17 protein-coding genes are annotated in these 21,269 nt (G+C 58.6%); 13 read left to right on the top strand and 4 right to left on the bottom strand.

Annotated features, from left to right (window positions below; translation table 11 throughout):
- Positions 1-22: 22 nt before the first annotated feature.
- From E2F50_RS21370 to gyrB, 5 genes are all read left to right on the top strand, one after another.
- On the top strand, positions 23-724 hold the full coding sequence (locus E2F50_RS21370; RefSeq protein ID WP_133318213.1) for a Tim44/TimA family putative adaptor protein: 702 nt from the start codon (positions 23-25) through the stop codon (positions 722-724).
- A complete protein-coding gene (gene mltA, locus E2F50_RS21375; protein ID WP_133318214.1) occupies positions 721-1,839 on the top strand; it encodes a murein transglycosylase A in 1,119 nt (372 codons plus the stop codon). Before E2F50_RS21370 ends, mltA begins: the two co-directional genes overlap by 4 nt.
- Positions 1,836-2,402 carry a Smr/MutS family protein gene (locus tag E2F50_RS21380; RefSeq protein WP_133318215.1) on the top strand — a complete coding sequence of 189 codons (567 nt, stop codon included), beginning with the start codon at positions 1,836-1,838 and terminating at the stop codon, positions 2,400-2,402. The genes mltA and E2F50_RS21380 overlap by 4 nt, the downstream gene beginning before the upstream one ends.
- Complete coding sequence (locus E2F50_RS21385) at positions 2,399-2,758, top strand: helix-turn-helix domain-containing protein (RefSeq protein ID WP_133318216.1); 360 nt, start codon at positions 2,399-2,401, stop codon at positions 2,756-2,758. The genes E2F50_RS21380 and E2F50_RS21385 overlap by 4 nt, the downstream gene beginning before the upstream one ends.
- Positions 2,759-2,904: 146 nt before the next feature.
- On the top strand, positions 2,905-5,340 hold the full coding sequence (gene gyrB / locus E2F50_RS21390; protein ID WP_133318217.1) for a DNA topoisomerase (ATP-hydrolyzing) subunit B: 2,436 nt from the start codon (positions 2,905-2,907) through the stop codon (positions 5,338-5,340).
- Between the two features lie 57 nt (positions 5,341-5,397).
- Here gyrB and E2F50_RS21395 read toward each other — a convergent pair whose 3' ends face one another.
- The gene (locus E2F50_RS21395) at positions 5,398-6,003 is read right to left on the bottom strand and encodes a nitroreductase family protein (RefSeq protein WP_133318218.1); all 606 of its coding nucleotides are present in this window, start codon (positions 6,001-6,003) and stop codon (positions 5,398-5,400) included.
- A 277-nt stretch (positions 6,004-6,280) separates the two neighbouring features.
- Between E2F50_RS21395 and E2F50_RS21400 the strand changes: the two genes are divergently transcribed.
- From E2F50_RS21400 to E2F50_RS21435, 8 genes are all read left to right on the top strand, one after another.
- Complete coding sequence (locus tag E2F50_RS21400) at positions 6,281-7,564, top strand: polyhydroxyalkanoate depolymerase (RefSeq protein WP_133318219.1); 1,284 nt, start codon at positions 6,281-6,283, stop codon at positions 7,562-7,564.
- Between the two features lie 134 nt (positions 7,565-7,698).
- On the top strand, positions 7,699-8,121 hold the full coding sequence (locus E2F50_RS21405; RefSeq protein ID WP_133318220.1) for a DUF2852 domain-containing protein: 423 nt from the start codon (positions 7,699-7,701) through the stop codon (positions 8,119-8,121).
- Positions 8,122-8,198: 77 nt separating this feature from the next.
- Complete coding sequence (locus E2F50_RS21410; RefSeq protein ID WP_133318221.1) at positions 8,199-8,960, top strand: M48 family metallopeptidase; 762 nt, start codon at positions 8,199-8,201, stop codon at positions 8,958-8,960.
- A gap of 69 nt (positions 8,961-9,029) precedes the next feature.
- Entirely contained in the window at positions 9,030-9,686 is a 657-nt protein-coding gene (locus E2F50_RS21415) for a phosphoribosylanthranilate isomerase (RefSeq protein WP_133318222.1), read from the top strand.
- Between the two features lie 10 nt (positions 9,687-9,696).
- A complete protein-coding gene (gene trpB, locus E2F50_RS21420) occupies positions 9,697-10,917 on the top strand; it encodes a tryptophan synthase subunit beta (protein WP_133318223.1) in 1,221 nt (406 codons plus the stop codon).
- 1 nt (position 10,918) lies between these two features.
- A complete protein-coding gene (gene trpA, locus E2F50_RS21425; protein WP_133318224.1) occupies positions 10,919-11,758 on the top strand; it encodes a tryptophan synthase subunit alpha in 840 nt (279 codons plus the stop codon).
- Between the two features lie 39 nt (positions 11,759-11,797).
- Positions 11,798-12,688 (top strand): acetyl-CoA carboxylase, carboxyltransferase subunit beta, encoded by an 891-nt coding sequence (gene accD / locus E2F50_RS21430; RefSeq protein WP_133318225.1) that lies wholly within the window; start codon positions 11,798-11,800, stop codon positions 12,686-12,688.
- Between the two features lie 39 nt (positions 12,689-12,727).
- Positions 12,728-14,071: a bifunctional folylpolyglutamate synthase/dihydrofolate synthase gene (locus E2F50_RS21435; RefSeq protein ID WP_425375413.1), complete on the top strand. Its 1,344-nt coding sequence runs from the start codon at positions 12,728-12,730 to the stop codon at positions 14,069-14,071.
- A gap of 72 nt (positions 14,072-14,143) precedes the next feature.
- Here E2F50_RS21435 and trxA read toward each other — a convergent pair whose 3' ends face one another.
- From trxA to addB, 3 genes are all read right to left on the bottom strand, one after another.
- A complete protein-coding gene (trxA, locus tag E2F50_RS21440; RefSeq protein ID WP_133318226.1) occupies positions 14,144-14,464 on the bottom strand; it encodes a thioredoxin in 321 nt (106 codons plus the stop codon).
- Positions 14,465-14,536: 72 nt separating this feature from the next.
- A complete protein-coding gene (addA, locus tag E2F50_RS21445) occupies positions 14,537-18,079 on the bottom strand; it encodes a double-strand break repair helicase AddA (protein WP_133318227.1) in 3,543 nt (1,180 codons plus the stop codon).
- Positions 18,072-21,269: a double-strand break repair protein AddB gene (addB, locus tag E2F50_RS21450; RefSeq protein WP_133318228.1), complete on the bottom strand. Its 3,198-nt coding sequence runs from the start codon at positions 21,267-21,269 to the stop codon at positions 18,072-18,074. Before addB ends, addA begins: the two co-directional genes overlap by 8 nt.

The raw sequence follows: 21,269 nt of genomic DNA on the forward strand, positions 1-21,269 counted from the left end.
TAAACGGCAATTGCAGGTTAAGATGGGCTCCAACGACTTTATAACACTCTTTTTTCTCGTCGCCGCGGTCCTGATCTTTCTGCAGCTGCGCAGCGTGCTTGGCAGGCGCACCGGTAATGAAAAGCCCCCGGTTGACCCCTACAGCCCGCGCGACGTCGCAAAGAACCCGGGCGGCGCTGACGACAGCAAGGTAGTAACCCTGCCCCGCCGGGACGTGGGTGATGATGATCAGCGTTATGCCGATATCGATTCAATCGCCAGGCCCGATACCTCTCTCAACGCTTCTCTAAGGGCGCTAGTCAAAGCCGATCCCAACTTCCGCCCCAAGGAATTCCTGAACGGTGCGAAGATGGCCTATGAAATGATCGTCATGGCTTTCGCCGATGGGGACCGGAAGTCTCTCAAGAACCTCCTGTCCAAGGACGTTTATGAAGGCTTCGATGCGGCCATTTCGGAACGCGAGGCTAAAGGCGAAGTGGTCAAATCGACCTTTGTGGGGATCAACAAGGCCGATATCAACCAGGTCGTCATGAAGGATAATGAAGCGCAGGTGACGGTACGCATCGTCAGCCAGCTGATCTCTGCAACTTTTGACAAGGCCGGAACCTTGGTTGATGGCGATCAGGAAAATGTCGCAGAAGTCACCGATATCTGGACCTTTGCAAGGGATATCGGCGCCCGCGATCCAAACTGGAAGCTTATTGCTACCGAATCCGAGCAATGACCGACGGTTGGCCAGGATACAATCTGCAGGCAGTCGATTTTGATGATCTGCCTGGTTGGAGTGGGGATGACCCGACGCCTCTGCTGGGAGGCATGGCAGCGTGTCTCGATCATCTGCAGAAAGCGAAACCTTATAGGACTGGTTCCCTAGGGCTGACGGCAGATGACCTCCTGGCACTGTTGCAGCTCGCGCGAGACATTACTCAGGATGCTTCCTCTGTCCGTGCCTTTTTCGAAGAGCACTGCACACCGTTTCTGATCTCGCAGGCTGACGGCCGGAGGGGCTTCGTCACAGCCTTCTATGAGCCTGAAGTGGAGGTGTCATCCAGACCCAATGAAATCTGGGCCTATCCGTTTTATCGCCGGCCTGACGATCTGATCGACATCGATGACGTAAGCCGTCCCCCTGACATGACACCAGATTATGTGTTTGCGCGGCAGTCAGGTGAGGCCATCGTGCCATACCCCGACCGCAAGCAGATCGACTCCGGCTATCTCGACGGGCGAGGTATGGAGATCGCTTGGGCTAGATCAAAGGTTGATGTGTTCTTTGCGCATGTCCAAGGAGCGGCGCGATTACGTTTTCAAGACGGTGAAATAAAGCGCATCACCTATGCCGCTAAAGCCGGGCACGCCTTCTCGCCCATCGGCAGGCTCCTCATCGATCGTGGCGAAATAGCGCGATCCGACATCTCGATGCAGTCGATCCGCGCCTGGCTGAACAGCAACCCGGAGCACGTTGACGCGGTTCTTTGGCATAACAGGTCCTATATATTCTTCCGGGAGGCTGATGTGTCAGATCCGGCACTTGGACCCATAGCGGCGGCCAAAGTGCCGCTAATTCCGGGTCGCGCGCTCGCTGTCGACCGACAAATCCACACATTCGGTTTTCCCTTCTTTATCCATGCTGAGAAGCTCACACATCTGGATAGCGGAGGGCCTTTTGCCCGATCCATGCTAGCACTGGATACGGGATCAGCCATCGTTGGGCCGGTGCGGGGTGATATCTTCACAGGCTCCGGATATGAGGCAGGCGAACTTGCCGGGACAGTGCGTCATGATGCCGATTTCTATATTCTGATCCCTAAGGCAGCAGCGGGCAGGTATGGCGGATGAAGGGCGGTCGAAAACTCGATCCTGAAGAACGGATCCTTTGGGGAAAGGTGGCGAAATCAGCACGCGCCTTGCCTGGGCGCTTAGCCGAGATCCTTGAGTTCGAGGAAGCAGAAAAAAGCAAAACTAGCACCGAGGATACTGCCAAGCCGAAGCCTGTCATTGTCGCACAGGAGCAGGTGACCGGCAGAAGCGATCGAAAACCCGCAAAGCCGGCGGGGATTCATCATCCTCTGGAAAAGCCGACAAAGCAAAAACTGGCAAAAGGGCGGCTGCCGATCGAGGCGAGGCTGGATCTGCATGGGCTTTATCAAGATGAAGCGCATGATCTGCTGCTGGATTTTCTGCTGCGGGCTCATCAGCGCGGGCTTCGTCATGTTTTGGTGATTACCGGCAAAGGCAGCTCGATGGGCAGTGAAGGGGCCTTGCGGCGCGCCGTGCCCCTGTGGTTTTCCAAAACAGAATTCCGGTTTCTGATCTCCTCTTACGAAGGGGCAGCGCGCCATCACGGCGGCGAAGGGGCCATGTATGTCCGCCTTTCACGTGGTAGAGGCAGCCAGGCATGACTCCGTTTGGCCGAGCCCTTCGAGAGCTTCGCCGTCGTAAGCGCGTAACTCAGCGCATGTTGGCTGAAGCGATAGGTGTTACGCCCGCTTATCTCTCGGCTCTTGAACATGGCCGACGCGGGCGCCCGACCTTTGAACTGCTTCAGCGGATAGCCGGCTATTTCAACATCATTTGGGATGAGGCGGAGGAGCTTTTTCGCGTGGCAGAAGCTTCGCACCCGAAAGTGACTCTGGATACGGCAGGTTTACCGCCAGCATACACGGCCTTCGCAAACCGCCTTGCACTCCAGATTCGCTCTTTACCACCCGACGTGCTAGACAAAATGGATAGCCTTCTGCAAAAGGCCGACGGTTAGGTTGATTTCCATCCTGCATCCACGGCTTTCATGCCGCATGAACAAGCCTCAACCTTTAGAATCCAGCTTGTTTTGCCTATATATTCAAAGGTGGAATGGCCGGTGATTCGCTTGACCGGCATCTCGAAAGAATTGGAAGAAATCTGATGACCGATACACCCGTCAGTGAAAACGGCGCGAGTGCCGAATATGGTGCGGACTCGATCAAGGTCCTGAAGGGACTTGATGCCGTTCGCAAGCGTCCCGGCATGTATATCGGCGACACCGACGATGGCTCAGGCCTTCACCACATGGTTTATGAGGTGGTCGATAATGCGATCGATGAGGCTCTCGCTGGCCACGCAGATCTTGTCACCGTAACCCTCAACGCAGACGGCTCGGTGACAGTGACCGACAACGGTCGCGGCATCCCGACGGACATCCATACCGGAGAAGGCGTTTCAGCAGCCGAGGTCATCATGACCCAGCTCCACGCCGGTGGCAAGTTTGACCAGAACTCCTACAAGGTATCAGGCGGCTTGCACGGCGTCGGTGTCTCCGTCGTTAATGCCCTGTCAGTCTGGTTGAAGCTGCGCATTCGCCGTAACGGCAAGCTTCACGAAATCTCCTTTACCCACGGCGTCGCAGATGGTCCGCTGAAGGTCATCGGGGAATACGAGGGCCGTTCCGGCACGGAAGTAACCTTCCTAGCCAGCACCGAAACCTTCACTATGACAGAGTTTGACTACGGCACCTTGGAACATCGCCTGCGCGAACTGGCTTTCCTGAATTCCGGTGTGAGAATCCGGCTAACGGACAAACGGAAGCCAGACGTTAAGGAAGAGGAGATGCTGTATGATGGGGGTCTCGAAGCCTTCGTACGCTATCTTGACCGTTCCAAAAAGCCGCTCGTTGAAAAGCCAGTCGCGATCAGGAGCGAAAAAGATGGCATCACCGTCGAAGTCGCCATGTGGTGGAACGATAGCTACCACGAAAACGTGCTCTGCTTCACCAACAACATCCCACAGCGCGATGGCGGCACGCATATGGCCGGTTTTCGCGGCGCATTGACGCGCCAGGTCACCTCCTATGCCGATAGCTCTGGCATCACCAAAAAGGAGAAAGTGACGCTGCAGGGTGAAGACTGCCGCGAAGGCCTGACTGCTGTGCTTTCCGTCAAAGTGCCGGATCCCAAGTTTTCGTCCCAGACCAAGGACAAGCTTGTCTCGTCTGAGGTTCGGCCGGTTGTTGAGAGCCTCGTCAACGAGGCCTTAAGCACTTGGTTTGAAGAACATCCGAGTGAAGCAAAGATCCTGGTGGGCAAAGTGGTTGAAGCCGCCGTTGCGCGCGAAGCGGCACGAAAGGCCCGTGAACTGACGCGTCGAAAAGGCGTGCTGGATATCGCGTCCTTGCCCGGCAAGCTCGCCGATTGCTCCGAGCGGGATCCCGCCAAATCAGAATTGTTTCTTGTTGAAGGTGACTCGGCCGGGGGCTCTGCGAAGCAAGGGCGTTCGCGTGAGAGCCAGGCGATCCTGCCTTTGCGTGGCAAGATCCTCAACGTGGAACGCGCCCGCTTCGACAAGATGCTGTCGAGCCAGGAAATCGGAACATTAATCACAGCGCTTGGAACGTCGATCGGCAAGGACGAGTTCAATGCCGACAAGCTACGCTACCACAAGATCATCATCATGACGGACGCGGACGTTGACGGCGCGCACATTCGTACGCTGCTCTTGACCTTCTTCTTTCGTCAGATGCCGGACCTGATTGAACGGGGGCACATCTATATTGCTCAGCCGCCGCTCTACAAAGTAACGCGCGGCAAGTCAGTTCAGTACCTCAAGGACGAAAAGGCACTGGAAGAATATCTGATCAGCATGGGGATCGAAGAAGCAAGACTCACCCTGGGTTCGGGCGAGGTCCGCACCGGTCAGGATCTTCGCGAAGTGATCCAGGACGCGCTTCGTGTCAGATCGCTGCTGGACGGCCTTCACTCTCGGTATAGCCGCTCGATCATAGAACAGGCGGCAATTGCCGGCGCTCTACACCCCGATCTCACCGACCGGCCGGAAGTTGCCCGACAGACCGCGGATGAAGTTGCGCGCCGGCTCGACATGATCGCGGAAGAGACTGAACGCGGATGGTCAGGCCATGTGACCAGCGAAGGTGGTTTACGATTTGAGCGCATGGTACGCGGGGTCAAGGAAGTCGCGGCGGTGGACGTGGCATTGATCGGTTCTTCCGATGCACGGCATATCGACCAGATGACCCAGCGCTTGCAGGACATCTACCGCACTCCGCCCGTTCTTTCGCGCAAGGATGGGGAGCAGGAGATTTCCGGTCCGCGTGCGCTTTTGGATGCCATATTTTCCGCCGGCCGCAAGGGTCTTTCCATGCAGCGCTACAAGGGCCTTGGCGAGATGAATGCCGAGCAGCTTTGGGAAACGACGCTGGATCCGAATGTTCGCTCGCTGCTGCAGGTTAGAGTAAATGACGCGACCGACGCAGACGGTCTTTTCTCTCGCCTGATGGGTGATGAGGTTGAGCCCCGTCGAGAATTTATTCAGGATAACGCCCTTAGCGTAGCTAATCTCGATATCTAAGCAGCACCTGTTTCACGTGAATCTTTCCTGTGGATATGATTCACGTGAAACATAAAGTTAAGATTTAAACTCGCCGGTAAACCTGCCCTCGAAGGCCACCTCGGAAATCGCCTTCCTGCTGTTGGGCTTTTCGCGCTCGCGGAGATCTTCAGGAAGGGTCTCCCTTTCGGCGATTTTGCCGATTGCTGCCGCAGCCTCCACTCTATATCCGTCCGGTATACTCAGTACATCAACGGCCTTGTCCATATCGAAGCCTTCCATCCCATGGGCATGGTAGCCGAGTTTCATCGCCTGCGCCGCAACTGAAAACCATGCAGCGCCCGTGTCAAAGGAATGCGTATAAGCTGGTCGACGCTCGCCCTCTTTGCTTAGGCGATAGGTCTTCGAGATGATGAAGATCAAAGCCGAAGCATTCTGCGCCCATCGCTGGTTGCTAGGGTTGAGAAGGGTGACAAACTTATCCCAGTTGTCAGTGTCTCTGAGTGCGTAAATGAACCGCCAAGGCTGGTTGTTTCCGGAAGAGGGTGCCCAATGGGCCGCATCCAGGATCGTCAGCATTGTTTCAGGTGCCATAATTTCCGGATGAAAGGCACGGGGAGACCAGCGATCCAGAAAGAACGGCTCGATGGGAAATTGGGACTGGCGGCCGTTGCTGATGGTCATGGGGCTCTCCTTCACTTGTTCTGCGTGAGACATAGAGGATTGTCTCTTCTTGGCAAACGTGTCCATTCCAGCGCTCAGGTCCGGGCCGGCCTGTAAGGCCTGGGCTGATAAGCAGATGTTGCGAAGCGAACCTTTTGAGCCTATGGGGAGTTAAGGCTATAGCGATCCGGATTGCTGCCGGACCTTCCTGCCGCTGGCAGAAGCACAAGCCTAACTTGTTTTTAGGCTTGACGCGCTCATGGCCATTGGGTCGCTGGGGTCGCAGAGGTAGTCACTGATGTTCTATCAATTCTACGAGATGAACCACGCCGCGATGATCCCGTTGCGGGCAGCAGCAGACGCGATGCGGCTGTTCTACGCCAACCCGCTTAACCCTTTATCCGAGACTGCAGCGGGACGGATGTTTTCCGCGGGCTTGGAAGTCTTTGAGCGCATGACTCGGCGTTACGGCAAGCCGGCATTCGGACTGGCAAAGACGGAAGTTGATGGTCTTTCGGTTGCGGTGACTGAAGAGATTGTTTGGGCAAAGCCCTTTTGCAATCTCCTGCATTTTCGAAGGGAACTGCCTCAGGAACATGCTGATGATCAGAAGATCCTGATCGTTGCGCCGATGTCTGGACACTACGCGACGCTCCTAAGAGGGACGGTCGAGGCGCTCCTGCCGCATGCCGACATCTACATCACGGACTGGATCGATGCTCGGACCGTGCCGGTCACAGAGGGGAGCTTCGATCTCGATGACTACATCGACTATGTGGTCGAGATGCTTCACGTGCTCGGGCCTCGCACCCATGTGATGGGTGTGTGTCAACCTTCCGTTCCGGTGCTTGCCGCCGTTGCAGTCATGGAAGCGCGGAACGATCCTATGGTACCGGCCTCGATGACATTGATGGGCGGACCGATCGACACTCGCATCAACCCGACGGCTGTTAACAAGCTGGCTGAAGAACACACGATCGAGTGGTTCAAGGACAATGTCATCATGACGGTGCCGTGGCCGCAGCCGGGTTTCATGCGCCGCGTTTATCCAGGCTTCCTGCAGCTTTCGGGCTTCATGTCGATGAACCTCGACAGGCACGTCACGGCACACAAGGAGTTCTTCGATCACCTGGTCCGCAATGACGGGGAGTCGGCCGAAAAACATCGGGAATTCTATGATGAATATCTAGCGGTGATGGACCTGACCGAAGAATTCTATCTTCAGACGGTGGACACCGTCTTTATCAAGCACTCCCTCCCCAAGGGAGAAATGCTTCACAGGCAAAATCTCATCGAAACATCCGCGATCCGCAACGTCGCGCTGCTTACGGTCGAAGGCGAGAATGACGATATTTCTGGCCTGGGACAAACCAAAGCGGCGCAGACCATATGCTCCAATATACCTGACGACATGCGCATGCACTACGTGCAGCCCGAGGTAGGCCATTATGGGGTTTTCAACGGCTCCCGCTTCCGCCGCGACATTGTGCCCCGCATCGTAGACTTCACCCGTAAGCACGGGAATCCGCCAGCACCAAAAGCCAAAGGAAGGTCAGGGGTCTCGAAAGGCAAGGGGAGCTAACGGCTCTTCGAATTCTCCTATAGATATCAGAATCTTCTTTATTTCAGCGCCGGCTCTTCTTGAAGGCGGTCTTCGGCCTCACCAAATCGATTCGGACGGGCTGGCATGAGCCACCCGCAAACGAGGGTGTGACCATGAACCAATCTGCACTGATCCGTCCTGAATGGACGCCGGCCACCATCGCTCTGATGGTTCTCGGCTTCGTCGTCTTCTGGCCTTTGGGCCTCGCAGTGCTTGCCTATATTATCTTTGGAGAGAGGCTGCGCGGCTTCAAGCGTAATGCCAATGCCGGCGCCGATCGCGTGTTTGCCGGTTTGCGCCGCGCCGGCCGCGGTTACAACACGCAGTTCTCGACAGGTAACGTTGCCTTCGACGACTGGCGCGTGGCCGAGTTGAATCGCCTTGAGGAAGAGCGCCACAAGCTGGATGAGATGCGCGAGCAATTCGACAACTATGTCCGCGAGCTTCGCCGCGCCAAGGACCAGGAGGAATTCGATCGCTTTATGCGTGAACGCAACAATCGATCCTCTGGCCAGAATGGCGTTGTGGACCTTTGAGGATTCACGTGAAACCGGAAAGGCCGGCGCTGGAGCGCCGGCCTTTTTTATGGAAGGGAATCGGTTAGAAGGTAGGCATGTTCGCGCTCCTGAAAAAGCCCATACGATCTGGTCCGAGACCACTCGAGACGGTGAAACGTGTTCTGGCCGTTGGTAAACGTAGCGTCCCGCTGACCGTGAAGGAAAACCGGCGCGCCACTCGCATTACCCTCAGGATCGAACCGGGAGGGCGGGCTCTCAACCTGACGATACCCGTCGGGCTGCGAGAAAATGAGGTCGATGATTTTCTGGAACGCCACCAGAGCTGGCTGCTCACCAAGCTGGCGAAATTCTCGACCGATAATCCCGTGCGTCCGGAAGGCAGCATTCCTGTGCGCGGCGTTCTGCACCGGATCGAGCATACAGGAAGTTTGCGAGGCATTACGGAAGCCGTCGATGTGGATGGTCAGCCGGTTCTGAAGGTGAGCGGTCTGGAAGACCATATCGGTCGCAGGCTATCGGCTTTCCTCAAGAAGGAAGCCCGTAAGGATCTGGAGGTTCTGGTGGCACGCCATGCGGCAGCCATCCGCAAGCCGGTCGCCTCCATCACCATGAAAGACACGCGCAGTCGCTGGGGCTCCTGTTCATGGGATGGAAACCTGAGCTTCTCCTGGCGCATTGTCATGGCGCCGCCGCTGGTCATCGATTACTTGGCCGCGCATGAAGTGGCACATTTGCAGGAGATGAACCATGGCCCGAAATTCTGGGCTTTGTGCAAGCAGCTCTGCCCGCGCATGGAGGAGGCTCGCAAGTGGCTGAAGCAGCATGGCTCCCAACTCCACGCGATTGATTTTGATTGAACCGCAGCCGAACGAGACAGGCTTGCGATTTGCCTCGACTCCGACAGAATTTCGTGCCAATCCGCAGCCATGAAACCGGATATCAAGATCTGTGGGCTGAAGACGCCCGAGGCTGTTGATCGTGCCGTAGCGCGCGGAGCCACTCACATTGGTTTCATCTTCTTTCCCAAAAGTCCTCGCAACATAGATCCGGCCCTTGCGGGAGAGCTGGCCGATCATGTTCGCGGCAAGGTCAAGATCGTCGCGGTTACCGTTGATGCCGATGACGAGGAGCTTGACGACATTGTTTCCCTGCTGCGGCCCGACATCCTTCAGTTGCACGGCAACGAAAGCCCGGAACGCATCCTGCATATCAAGGCGCTTTACGGCTTGCCCGTGATGAAGGTATTTTCGGTCAGGATCGCGTCCGACCTTGATCGTGTCGATGCTTTTATAGGAGTTGCAGACCGGTTCCTGTTCGATGCCAAGGCGCCTGCAGGTTCGGAACTTCCCGGCGGCAACGGCGTCTCCTTTGACTGGGGCCTTATGGCATCGCTTGACGGCAAGCTCGATTACATGCTTTCCGGGGGGTTGAACAAAGACAATGTCGCTGTTGCGCTCGCATCGACGAGCGCCACGGGCGTTGATATTTCATCCGGCGTGGAAAGCGCTCCGGGCACAAAAGACCTTGGAATGATGGATGCGTTTTTCGACGCTGTCGCACAAGCGGAACGAAGAAGCGCGTGAGGAGTAGAAAATGAACCAGACGCCCAAGCTCAATTCGTTTCGCTCCGGTCCTGATGAGGACGGCCGCTTCGGCATTTTCGGCGGCCGCTTCGTTGCCGAAACCCTGATGCCTTTGATCCTCGATCTTCAAGGCGAATGGGAAAAAGCAAAGAACGATCCCGCATTCCAGAGAGAACTGGCGGATCTCGGCACCCATTACATCGGCCGCCCCAGCCCGCTCTATTTCGCTGAACGTCTGACCGAGCATCTCGGTGGAGCAAAGATTTATTTCAAGCGCGAGGAGCTCAATCACACCGGCTCCCACAAGATCAATAACTGCATCGGCCAGATCCTGCTCGCCAAGCGCATGGGCAAGACGCGCATCATCGCGGAAACCGGTGCCGGTCAGCATGGTGTGGCATCGGCCACCGTTGCAGCCCGTTTCGGCTTCCCCTGTGTCGTTTACATGGGTGCAACTGACGTCGAGCGCCAGGCGCCCAATGTCTTCAGAATGAAGCTCCTCGGTGCGGAAGTGAAGCCGGTGACGGCCGGTAACGGCACATTGAAAGATGCCATGAACGAGGCGCTCCGCGACTGGGTCACCAATGTTGATGACACCTATTACCTGATCGGCACTGCCGCTGGTCCGCATCCCTATCCAGAAATGGTGCGCGATTTCCAATCGGTTATAGGCACGGAAGCGAAGGAGCAGGTTCTGGAAGCGGAAGGCCGGCTGCCAGATCTCGTTATCGCTGCGGTTGGTGGCGGCTCCAATGCCATCGGCATCTTCCATCCTTTCTTGGATGACGAAAGCGTTCGCATCGTCGGCGTCGAGGCTGGTGGTCGCGGGCTTGGCGGCGTAGAGCACTGTGCCTCCATCACTGCGGGCACGCCTGGCGTCCTGCATGGCAACCGGACCTATCTCCTGCAGGACCAGGACGGGCAGATCCTGGAAGGTCATTCCATATCCGCGGGATTGGATTATCCTGGTATTGGTCCCGAGCACAGCTGGCTTCACAATATCGGCCGCGTCGAATATGTCCCCATTATGGATCAGGAGGCGCTTGATGCCTTTCAGTTGCTGACCCGCTTGGAAGGTATTATTCCAGCGCTGGAGCCGAGCCACGCCATTGCCGAGGTGATCAAGCGCGCGCCTCAGATGGGCAAGGACGAGATCATCCTGATGAACCTGTCGGGCCGCGGCGATAAGGACATCTTCACTGTCGGCAAGATTCTCGGAATGGAAATGTGACATGACTGCGCGCATGAATGAACGCTTCGCTGCATTGAAAGCGGAAGGGCGGCCTGCCTTCGTCACTTACTTCATGGGCGGCGATCCGGATTTCGAGACATCGCTAGAAATCATGAAGGCTCTGCCTGCGGCAGGTGCCGACGTTATTGAGCTCGGCATGCCGTTTTCGGATCCGATGGCAGATGGCCCGGCGATTCAGCTGGCTGGCCAGCGCGCGTTGAAGCACGGACAGACGCTCGCAAGGACGCTTGATCTTGCGCGACGCTTTCGCGAAATCGACAACCGGACGCCGATCGTCCTGATGGGCTATTACAATCCCATCTACGTCTATGGCGTTGAAAAATTTCTTGATGACGCTCTCGCTGCCGGCATAGACGGCCTGATCGTCGTCGACCTGCCGCCCGAGATGGATGACGAACTGTGCATCCCGGCACTAGCAAAGGGCGTCAATTTCATCCGCCTGGCGACGCCGACAACGGACGAAAAGCGCCTGAAGACCGTGCTCAGGAATACGTCGGGCTTTGTCTACTATGTATCGATGAACGGGATTACCGGTTCGGCGCTACCCGATCCATCTTTGATCTCAGGCGCCGTCGGTCGCATCAAGGCACACACGGACCTGCCCATCTGTGTCGGCTTCGGGGTGAAGACTGCCGAACATGCGAGAGCGATTGGTGCCGCGGCCGACGGCGTGGTCGTCGGTTCTGCCATTGTGGCCGAAATTGCTGCCAGCCTCACCGCGGAAGGCGCGGCTGGTCCTGACACGGTCGCATCCGTTGTGCGGCTGGTCCGCAGCATTGCAGATGGCGTGCATGCATCCCGCCTTGTTGCCGCCGAATAGTTTCCCCACATTGGGACAAGTTGAATCGGGAGTACCCAAGTGAACTGGATCACCAATTACGTCCGCCCGCGGATCAACTCCATGCTTGGCCGCCGCGAAGTACCGGAAAACCTCTGGATCAAGTGCCCTGAAACAGGTGAGATGGTTTTCCACAAGGACCTTGAGGAAAACAAGTGGGTCATACCTGCTTCCGGTTTTCATATGAAAATGCCGGCCAAGGCCCGCCTGGCTGACCTGTTCGATGACGGCGCTTATGAATCGCTGCCGCAGCCCAAGGTCGCGCAGGACCCGCTGAAGTTTCGCGATTCCAAACGGTACGCCGATCGCTTGAAGGACAGCCGCATCAAGACTGAACAGGAAGACACGATCGTTGCAGGCCTGGGACATGTGCAGGGCGTCAAGCTCGTTGCCGTGGTCCACGAGTTCAACTTCATCGGCGGCTCGCTTGGAATGGCCGCAGGCGAAGCCATCGTCAAAGCCTGCGAACGTGCCGTTTCCGAAAAATGCCCGCTGGTTATCTTCCCGGCCTCGGGTGGCGCACGCATGCAGGAAGGCATTCTTTCCCTAATGCAGTTGCCGCGCACCACCGTTGCCGTCAACATGCTGAAGGAAGCCGGCCTGCCTTACATCGTCGTGCTAACCAATCCCACGACGGGCGGTGTAACGGCTTCCTACGCCATGTTGGGCGACGTTCATATCGCTGAGCCGGGCGCGGAGATCGGTTTTGCGGGCAAGCGGGTGATCGAGCAGACCCTGCGCGAAAAGCTTCCGCAAGGGTTCCAGACGGCCGAATACCTCCTGGAGCATGGCATGGTTGACATGGTCGTGAAGAGACATGATTTGCCGGCGATGCTGGCAAAGCTGTTGCGGATGCTCACCAAGCAACCAGGCCAGCAGGCGCTTCCTGCGCCCGTCGCAATCAGCGCTTGATCCACTGAACACAAGATCCGGAGCGGCGGGATGTCTACAATGAACGAGCCCGTTGTCAGTGAGTCTGAACGTGAGATCGAGAGGCTGATGGCTCTCCATCCGAAAGGGTTTGACCTTTCGCTGCAGAGAATTACGCGGCTTCTCGAGGTGCTTGGCAACCCGCACCAGAAGCTGCCGCCGGTCATTCACATCGCCGGAACGAATGGCAAAGGATCTGCGACCGCCTTCTGCCGTGCGCTGCTCGAAGCAGGCGGTCATGCCACTCACGTCCACACCTCGCCGCACCTTGTGAATTGGCACGAGCGGTACCGGATCGGCGTCAAGGGTGGGCGCGGTCGTCTTGTCGACGACGCCATGCTTGCGGATACTCTTCGTCGGATTGCCGCTGCAAACGATGGGCAGCAGATCACCGTCTTCGAGATCCTGACAGTCGCGACCTTCCTGCTCTTTTCGGAGCAGCCGGCCGATGTCGTCGTTCTGGAAGTGGGCCTTGGCGGCCGGTTCGACGCCACTAACGTCATTTCTGATCCCGCCGTTTCCGTCATCATGCCGATCTCTCTCGACCACCAGGCCTATCTGGGAGACCGGGTAGAACTGATCGCTGCCGAGAAGGCCGGCATCATGAAACGTGGTCGACCTGTCGTCATCGGTCACCAGGAATTTGAGGCGGCGCGTGAGGTTCTCGTCGACACCGCTGAGCGGCTTCGCTGCCCGACCACCCTCTACGGACAAGACTTTTCGGCTCATGAAGAGTTCGGCCGGCTGATCTATCAAGATGAATTCGGTCTGGCGGATCTTGCCCTGCCGCGTCTTCCCGGCCGCCACCAATATGCCAATGCAGCGGCCGCAATCCGTGCCGTCAAGGCCGCTGGTTTCGATGTTACGGAAGCCATGATGGACAAAGCCATGGCGACTGTAGAATGGCCGGCACGCCTGCAGAAGCTGAACGATGGAAAGCTCCTGGCCTACGCTCCGGCTGGCGCTGAAATCTGGCTGGATGGTGGGCATAATCCCGGCGCGGGCGAGGTTATCGCGGAAGCGATGGCCGCTTTCGAGGAGCGTCAGCCACGGCCCCTTTACATTATTGCCGGGATGATCAACACGAAGGACCCTGTCGGATATTTTCGCGCCTTCGCAGACATTGCCGAACATGTCTTTACCGTCGGCATCCGCAACAGCGAGGCGGGGCTGGATCCCGTTGTCTTGGCGCATGCCGCCTTCGATGCTGGCTTGGTCGCCGAGCCCTCAGGCTCGGCCATCGAGGCCCTGCAGGAGATCGCTTCCCGGCAGTTGCCCGATGCCCCGCCACCCCGCATTCTGATCGGCGGGTCACTCTATTTCGCTGGTAATGTCCTCGCGGATAATGGCACCCCGCCGACCTGATCCCGTCGGACAGGTAAAATAAAAGCCCGGCTGCGCATGCAGCCAAGCTTTTATTTGAAAGTTTGAGGCTGATCAGGCTGCGCTGGAAATCCAGGCGGCCAGAGCCGTCTTGGGCTTGGCGCCGACGGAGATGTCAGCCACTTCGCCACCCTTGAAGATCGCAAGGGTCGGGATCGAGCGTACACCAAACTGCGCGGCCAGCTCGGGGTTCTCATCGATATTCAGCTTCGCGACCTTGACCTTGCCGGCCATCTCGGTGGAGATTTCTTCCAGGCTTGGTGCGATCATCTTACAAGGGCCGCACCATTCAGCCCAAAAGTCCACGACGACCGGTTCTGCGGAATTCAGCACTTCGTCCTGGAAATTGTTGATATCGACTTTCACGGTAGCCATAGGGCTCTCCTTCGCGATTCTGTGTTGCTGCAAATGTGAGCCTGTGCCCCGTCAATTTCAATGGCCGCCATCTCACTTTGTTTTAAGTTCGGCAAGCGAGCGCGACAAGAGCTCCGTAGGGAGGCTTATGATTTCGGCGCTCTCGGTATAAACGAGGACGCATTCCAACAGCTTGCCAGCATAGAGCGGCTTGAGAATCTCGCGGTAGATGGCGAGCTGGGCGCGATGAGCAAGGGGCACATCTTCGGCCCGTTTGGGTGGCAGGCGATTTGTCTTGTAATCGAGTATGATGACGCGATTCTCCATCGCCACCAGCCGGTCGACGCGGCCGGATATGGCATAATCGCGCCCCTCCAGCGTCAGCGTACCCATGATCGAAACTTCTGCCTGGCTGCGTTCCGAGAAGATCGGCAGCACTTGCGGGTGGGACAGGACGGACATGACATCGCGGACCAGTTTGCCGCGCTCTTCCTGAGGCCAGTATCTCGCAGCCCGTTCCGCATAACGGCTAGCTGCCTCCCCACGCTCATGCTCCGCAAATTCGGTCAGCATCTGCAGCATGCGGTGCACGAGCCGACCTTTCTGAAGAGCAAGCCCGGAAGGCTCCTTTTTTCCGAACAGCGGCGAGCTCACGAGGAGATCGTCGGCCTCGTCCTCGATCATGATGCCGGCACCGGATGGGCTGAGCGGCCTTGGAAGCAGCTTTTGGGCTGGTAGCGCGCGGGAAAGAGCCGCCGGAAGGGCTGGCCGTTCCGCTTGCGCTACGTTTTTTTGCTCGATGCTTCGTGCTTTCCCTGGAGCAGACGGCAACCGCCACCTGAAGCCATCCCATACCCCATCAGGACCAGAAAACTCAGCAGGGCTGCAATGATATTCGTGGTTCGACAATGCTGTCGATATCATCGATTGCCAGGTGTTGGGATTGTCGATTTTGCCGCGATAACCGCAAACGACCAGCCGGTCGGCGGCACGTGTCATGCCGACATAAAGCAATCGTCGATATTCCTCTTCGGTTGCTGCTTTAATTCTTTCGTCATCGGCCACAGTCAGCGAATTTGCCAAAGTCTTTCCCGGCACCCAGGCAGGCACTTCCTCATCGCCGATCCTCAAGAGCCGGAATCTCGGCACATGCGAAGAGATAAAGGCTTTGGAGCCGCTGTCGACCAGAAACACGATCGGGGCTTCCAAACCCTTCGAGGCATGCACGGTCATGATGCGGACTTCATTGCGGCCTGCATCCTGTTCGCGCTTGACCTCCGGCGATTCGAGCTCGAGCATCGAGATGAAGGCCTGCAGGCCCGGCAGGCCGCTCGTCTCGTGGTCCAGCGCGAAGGTCAGGAATTCGTCGAGGATGTCGCCTGCTTCCGTCCCGAGGCGGCCGAGGAATTTTCGGCGGCCGCCTTGCGCTCCAAGAATGCGTGCAAACAGGTCGTGGGGACTGAACTTGCGAGCCAGCGCCAGGAGATGATGGAGCTTGTCGGCCGTTTCCCGAAAGCGCAGCGGCTGCTGCTCAGCCAGGTGGTTGAGGTTGAGCCAGGCACTTGTTCTCTCCGGGCGTAGCGCGGCCACCTCAAACACGTCTTCCTCGGAAAGGTTGAAGAGCGGACTTTTCAGCAGCGCAGCCAGGGAAAGATCGTCATGCGGCAAGAGCAGGAAACGCCCTAGCGCCAAGAGATCCTGGATTGCGATATGGCTTGTCAGCCGCAAGCGATCGGCACCGGCGACGGGAATGTTGTTCTTCCGCTTCAGCGCCCTGGTCAAGGCGTTGACGAAGGCGTCGCGCTTCCTCACCAGGACGAGAACGTCGCCGGCTTCTATCGGCCGTTCAATACCCTTTTCCATGACGGTTTCCCGCCCGATCATCTCGCCGATCCGGTTGGCGATACGGCCGGCAAGGATGGCCGATGGCGCTTTGTCCGGCGTGGCATCGAAAGGCGCCGTCCAGTCCTCCTCCTGTTCGGAGATCTCCGGGACGACCACGTTCCAAAGATCGACCTCACCGGGATGACCGATGCGGTTAGACCGATGCTGGACCGGTTCTCCAAGGGCACTCAGTCCCTTGGCATTTTCCTCCAGAGAAAAGACGGCGTCGACGGCGGCCAGAACGTCGGCGGTAGAGCGGAAGGAAAGCGGCAGCCTTACCGGGTTGAAGCTTTGACCGCTTGCTCGCACCCGCTTCTCGGTCTGGCGTCGTTCCTCTGCAAACCGCTCCGGCCTGGCACCCTGAAAAGAATAGATCGACTGCTTCTCGTCACCGACTGCGAACATGGTGCGGCGGGTATCGCGCGCGCTGGCGCCGGAATAGAAATCTTCAGCCAGGGAATTGATCACTGTCCACTGTATCGGGCTGGTGTCTTGCGCCTCGTCAACCAGAATGTGATCAATGCCCTGGTCTAGCTTGTAGTGCACCCAGGCGCCCACGCCGTCCCGCGTCAGCAGGTCGGCCGTGCGGGCAATCAGGTCCTCGAAGTCGAGCAGGCTTCGCTGCTTCTTCAGATCCTCATAGTCCTCGTTCAGCCTCCGGGCCAGTACCAGCGCCGCTTTCGTCGCGTCGAACATGCGCATCAGGCGAAGCCGGTCGCGCTGTTCGACAACATGGCTGCGGGCAGTCGCGATCGCATCGGCAAGTTCGGGCGCCCTCGTCACCATGGCTTTGGCGATGAGTGATACATCTGCCTTTGGCTTTCCGTCCTTCGTCAGAAAGATCTGGTCGAGATATTGTGCCCGCTTGGAGGCATCCGGCTCCTTGGCGACTTGCCGAAGTCCGTAAGCGGCTTCCAAGACCTTCGAGCCGCCTTTCTGATCGCCGAGCGTCAGGTAAAGATCGAGCGTCAGGCCAACGAGGTCGGGAAGCGGCCAATAGCCGGCGGCGATGCTTTCTTCCGTGTCGGCAGGCGCAAGGCCAAGCTTGAGCTTCAGCTCGGTCGCAATCCCGCCCGCTCGTTCCGCTCTGGCGACAAACCGGCGAATGGCGGTGCGATTGGCAATGATCTCGCTCAGCAGCGTTTCGAGCCCGAACTCGTCTCCGAGATCAAGGACATGGGCAAAGGCCTCGGCGAGCTCGGCGTCTTCTTCCGCGGATGTGGCGGTAAGAAGGGACCGTCGCGCTTCGGCCAGCAGTGCGGAAGCTGCACGGTCATCGAGCACCGCGAAATGCCCCGCGACATTGGCCTCCAGCGGAAACTGGTGGAGCAGCGCCTCGCAGAAGGCGTGGATCGTCTGGATCTTCAGGCCGCCCGGCGTTTCCAGCGCCTTTGCAAACAGCCGCCGTGCCTCGGCCAGCTTGAGTGAATCCGGCTCAGCACCTTCTACCTCGGCGATCTTCTGACGCAATTCTGCGTCCGAAATTACAGTCCATTCGGCAAGCCTCTGAAAGACCCGGTTGGACATTTCAGAGGCTGCAGCCTTGGTATAGGTAAGACAAAGGACCGCCGACGGCCGGGAGCCGGAAAGCAGCAAGCGGATGACACGCTGGGTCAGCACATGCGTTTTGCCGGACCCGGCATTGGCCGAAACCCATGCGGAGCTGGCGGGATCCGAGGCCAGAGACTGCTGAATCGTCGTCCAGTCGATCCATTTAACCGGATCGTCGCCCTGAGGAAGCTCGTCACTCATCGGTCTCGGCCTCCTCGTCATCCGCCGTGGACCATTCCGCAACCCGGGCCAGATGATCGTATTCTCCGCCGAAATCGCTTTGCGCCATCGGCACGATGCGCGATGCAAAGCCTGCATCATGGCTCCGCAGCGCCACGACGAAGCGCGTCAGCTGGTCCACCGATTCCTGGGCCAGTTCGAGCGCTGATTTCGGTTGCCTCTTGGCGGTGGCACTCGATCCTTCGTTGTTCACCTTGTCTTCGCGGAAACGGTCGCCCGGCCTCAGCCGCACGTAAAGCAGGTTGTCCGGCGTCATCGCGCCCGCCTTCCGGAACGCCCCCGCCTTCAGGGCAGCGGCCTCCAGGGCAAGTTGAGGGTCAAGCAGCGAACGCGCCTGCGACACGGAGGGATTGAGCCCGGTCTTGTAATCGATCAGGTCGGCGCGTCCGGATCCCTTGATATCGATACGGTCTGCGATTCCGGTCACCCGGATGCCGGCATTCTCGATCTCGAAACCGGCACCCACTTCGGTCAGCGTCTGTCGGATGTCCGGCGCCCGTTCTACCTCCCAGTCGAGAAACGCGCGGGCAACGTCAACGAATCGCGGCCTCCAGACCCAATCAATATGCGGAGGCAGCTGTTCGGCATCGAAGAGCTCGTCCGTGATCCGCTGCATCGCGGACCTGGCTTCAGCCGAACCCGGCCGGTGATCCTCGCGCGTATAGCGGTCGATGATTGCGTGATAGAGCGTTCCGCGCTCCGAAGCGCCGGGATCGCGATTGAAGGGGTGCAGCGGGTCAAGTCGCAGGATCCAACGCGCATAGATGGAATAGGGATCGCGGCGAAGCCGCCCGACCTCGCTGAACGAGTAGCTCTTCGGCTGCAGGTCCGCGGGCGGTTTGGGAGCAGGGCGCTTGGCAGGCGGCTGATTTTCCCCCGCATCGATCGCGGCTGCCCAGTGACGGTAGACATTACCGCGCTCCTTGAGGGACCCTGCGAAGGCTTTGCCGCCAAGGGCAAGCAGCCTTTGCAGCCAGCGTGAGGCAACGGTCGGCGTGGATCCTTGCCGCAGGGACCGTGAAAGGATCAGGTTCCGCGTGCCGCAGGCCATCTCAAAGTCATGCGCGAGCTGGCCGATCCGCCGTTCCGGCGGCTCGAGGCCCAGATCGGTCTTCATCGTGCGTGACAGGAAAGGGTTGTTGATCGTCTGGCCCGGCCATGATCCCTCGTTCAGTCCGCCGAGTATCATCGTGTCGACGCTCTGCAGCCGCGCTTCCAGCGTCCCGAAGATGAAGACGCGCGGATCGCTGAGGGAACGTGGTTTTACCGCCTCCCCGGTGGTCAAGGCCATGACGATATCGATCCACTGGGGGCCGTCCGCCTCCATCTGGCCATCTGTGGCGATGACGTCGGACAGCAGGTTGGCCAGCTTTTCGCCGGCTTCGCCCGTCCAGAGCGCGGCAAGGTCTTGTCTCTCGTCGACGCAAAAGGCTTCAAGTGCCCGGCCTGTTCGCTGCGCCCAGTCGGACAGGGGCAGGCTCGACGTCAGCCCGCGTCCATCCGGGCGGCGGCGGACCAAGGCCGAGGCGAGCGGTTCGACGGCATTGGCAAGCCGATGCGCCAGGTCGAGTGCCTTTTTCGCAATATCCTTGGGCAGGGCGAGCCGCCACTGAGGAGCGTGCTTGTCGTCTCGCTGCTTTGCTATTTTAGTTTCGAGCAAGGGTGCGAGTGCGGAAATATCCATGTCGCCCACGCCACCACGTAGCGCCAGCAGTTCCAGCGCCTCAATGGCCGGATGAAGCTCGGAGAGGGGCAGGCCGAGCCTCAGAAGGGGATGCTTGAGAAGGCCGACAATAGCCACCGGATCACCCGGTCTGAGGGTTGCCTCCAGAAGAAGCTGCGTCAAAGTCCCCTGAGGCGTGGCAGAGAGTGGAGATCCGGCCGTATCATCGGCGATGACGCCAAAACGGGCAAGCTCGGCAGTCACGCGTCGGGCGAGGGCCCGATCAGGCGTGATGAGGGCCGCTTGGCTTTCTCCTCCGTCTCGGCCGGGATTTTCCAGGGCCAGCCTGAGAGCAATGGCGATTGCGACGGCTTCCTCCCGCTCGTTGGACGCCTCAAGCAGGGCGACGTCTTTGAACGCCTCGGCAATGCGATCCGGATTATGATTTTCCCGCCAGCCATTCCATTGGTCTGTCGCCCTGGCCGGCACGAGGGCCTTGGAAAGCACGTCCGCACGCATGGTGAGGGCGTCTGAGACATCGCCTAGAAGCTCGACCTCGTCGCGCCCGATGCCGAGCTTCTCCAATAGCCGCGACAAGCCGAACTGTGGATGGCTGCGGCTGGCCGGCTCGAGCTTTCCGTCGAACGCCTCTTCGCCGATCATGGCCCACTGGTCGGCCGGCATGGAAAGATCGAGGCCAGGAAGAACCACGGATCCATTCGGCAGCGAGGCAATTGCGGCAATGAGGTCCGCCGCGGCCGGCACGGATCCCGTGGAACCGGCAACGATTATCGGCCCATTGTGGTCGCGCGAGGCGATGCGGCGAGCTTCGGCACGCAGTACGGTTGCCTGATGCTTTGCCGGCGAAGAACGACGCAGCTCATCCAGGCGAGCTGGCCAGAAGGCACTTGCGATCGACAGGAACTCCGCCGTCAACTGCCACCAGAGAGCATGCTCTCCGGTGTCCAGTTTCTGAAGGTCCGCCCAGTCGCGCTCCTCCGTCTCCACAGCGTCGATGAGTTCCGCAAGCGAGCGTGCGAGCCAGATGGCATCCGCAGGGCTTGCCGGCGCCACAAGCGGCGAGTCGGAATGGATGTCGAGCACGATCTTGGGAAGCTGGTTGCGCCAGGCAAGAATCAGTCGCCCCAACTCCAGCAGACGGGCTGTTCCGCCGATTGGGGTGGCGAGATCTATTTCGTCAGGTGCCACGAGATCAAAGTAACCGCTGTCATCATCCGTTTCGCCAAGCGGACGGATGACCGGAAGTATGGCTGAGCGACCGCCGAGAAGATCAACGAATTCCGATCGCAGCACGCGCGCCGAGCGGCGTGTCGGGACGAATATCGTGACATTCGCCAGCGAAAGCGGATTGCTTGGGTCGTAGCTGAAACTGTCGTTGAGACCTCCGCTGCAGAGCGCTGCCGCAACCGTTTTCAGAAAGGGTGCTCCCGGCGGGATGGTCAATACGCGCTTCTGCCGGGAAGCCAT

This window comes from Rhizobium deserti (genome assembly GCF_004358025.1).
GTDB classification, from domain to species: Bacteria; Pseudomonadota; Alphaproteobacteria; order Rhizobiales; family Rhizobiaceae; genus Neorhizobium; species Neorhizobium deserti.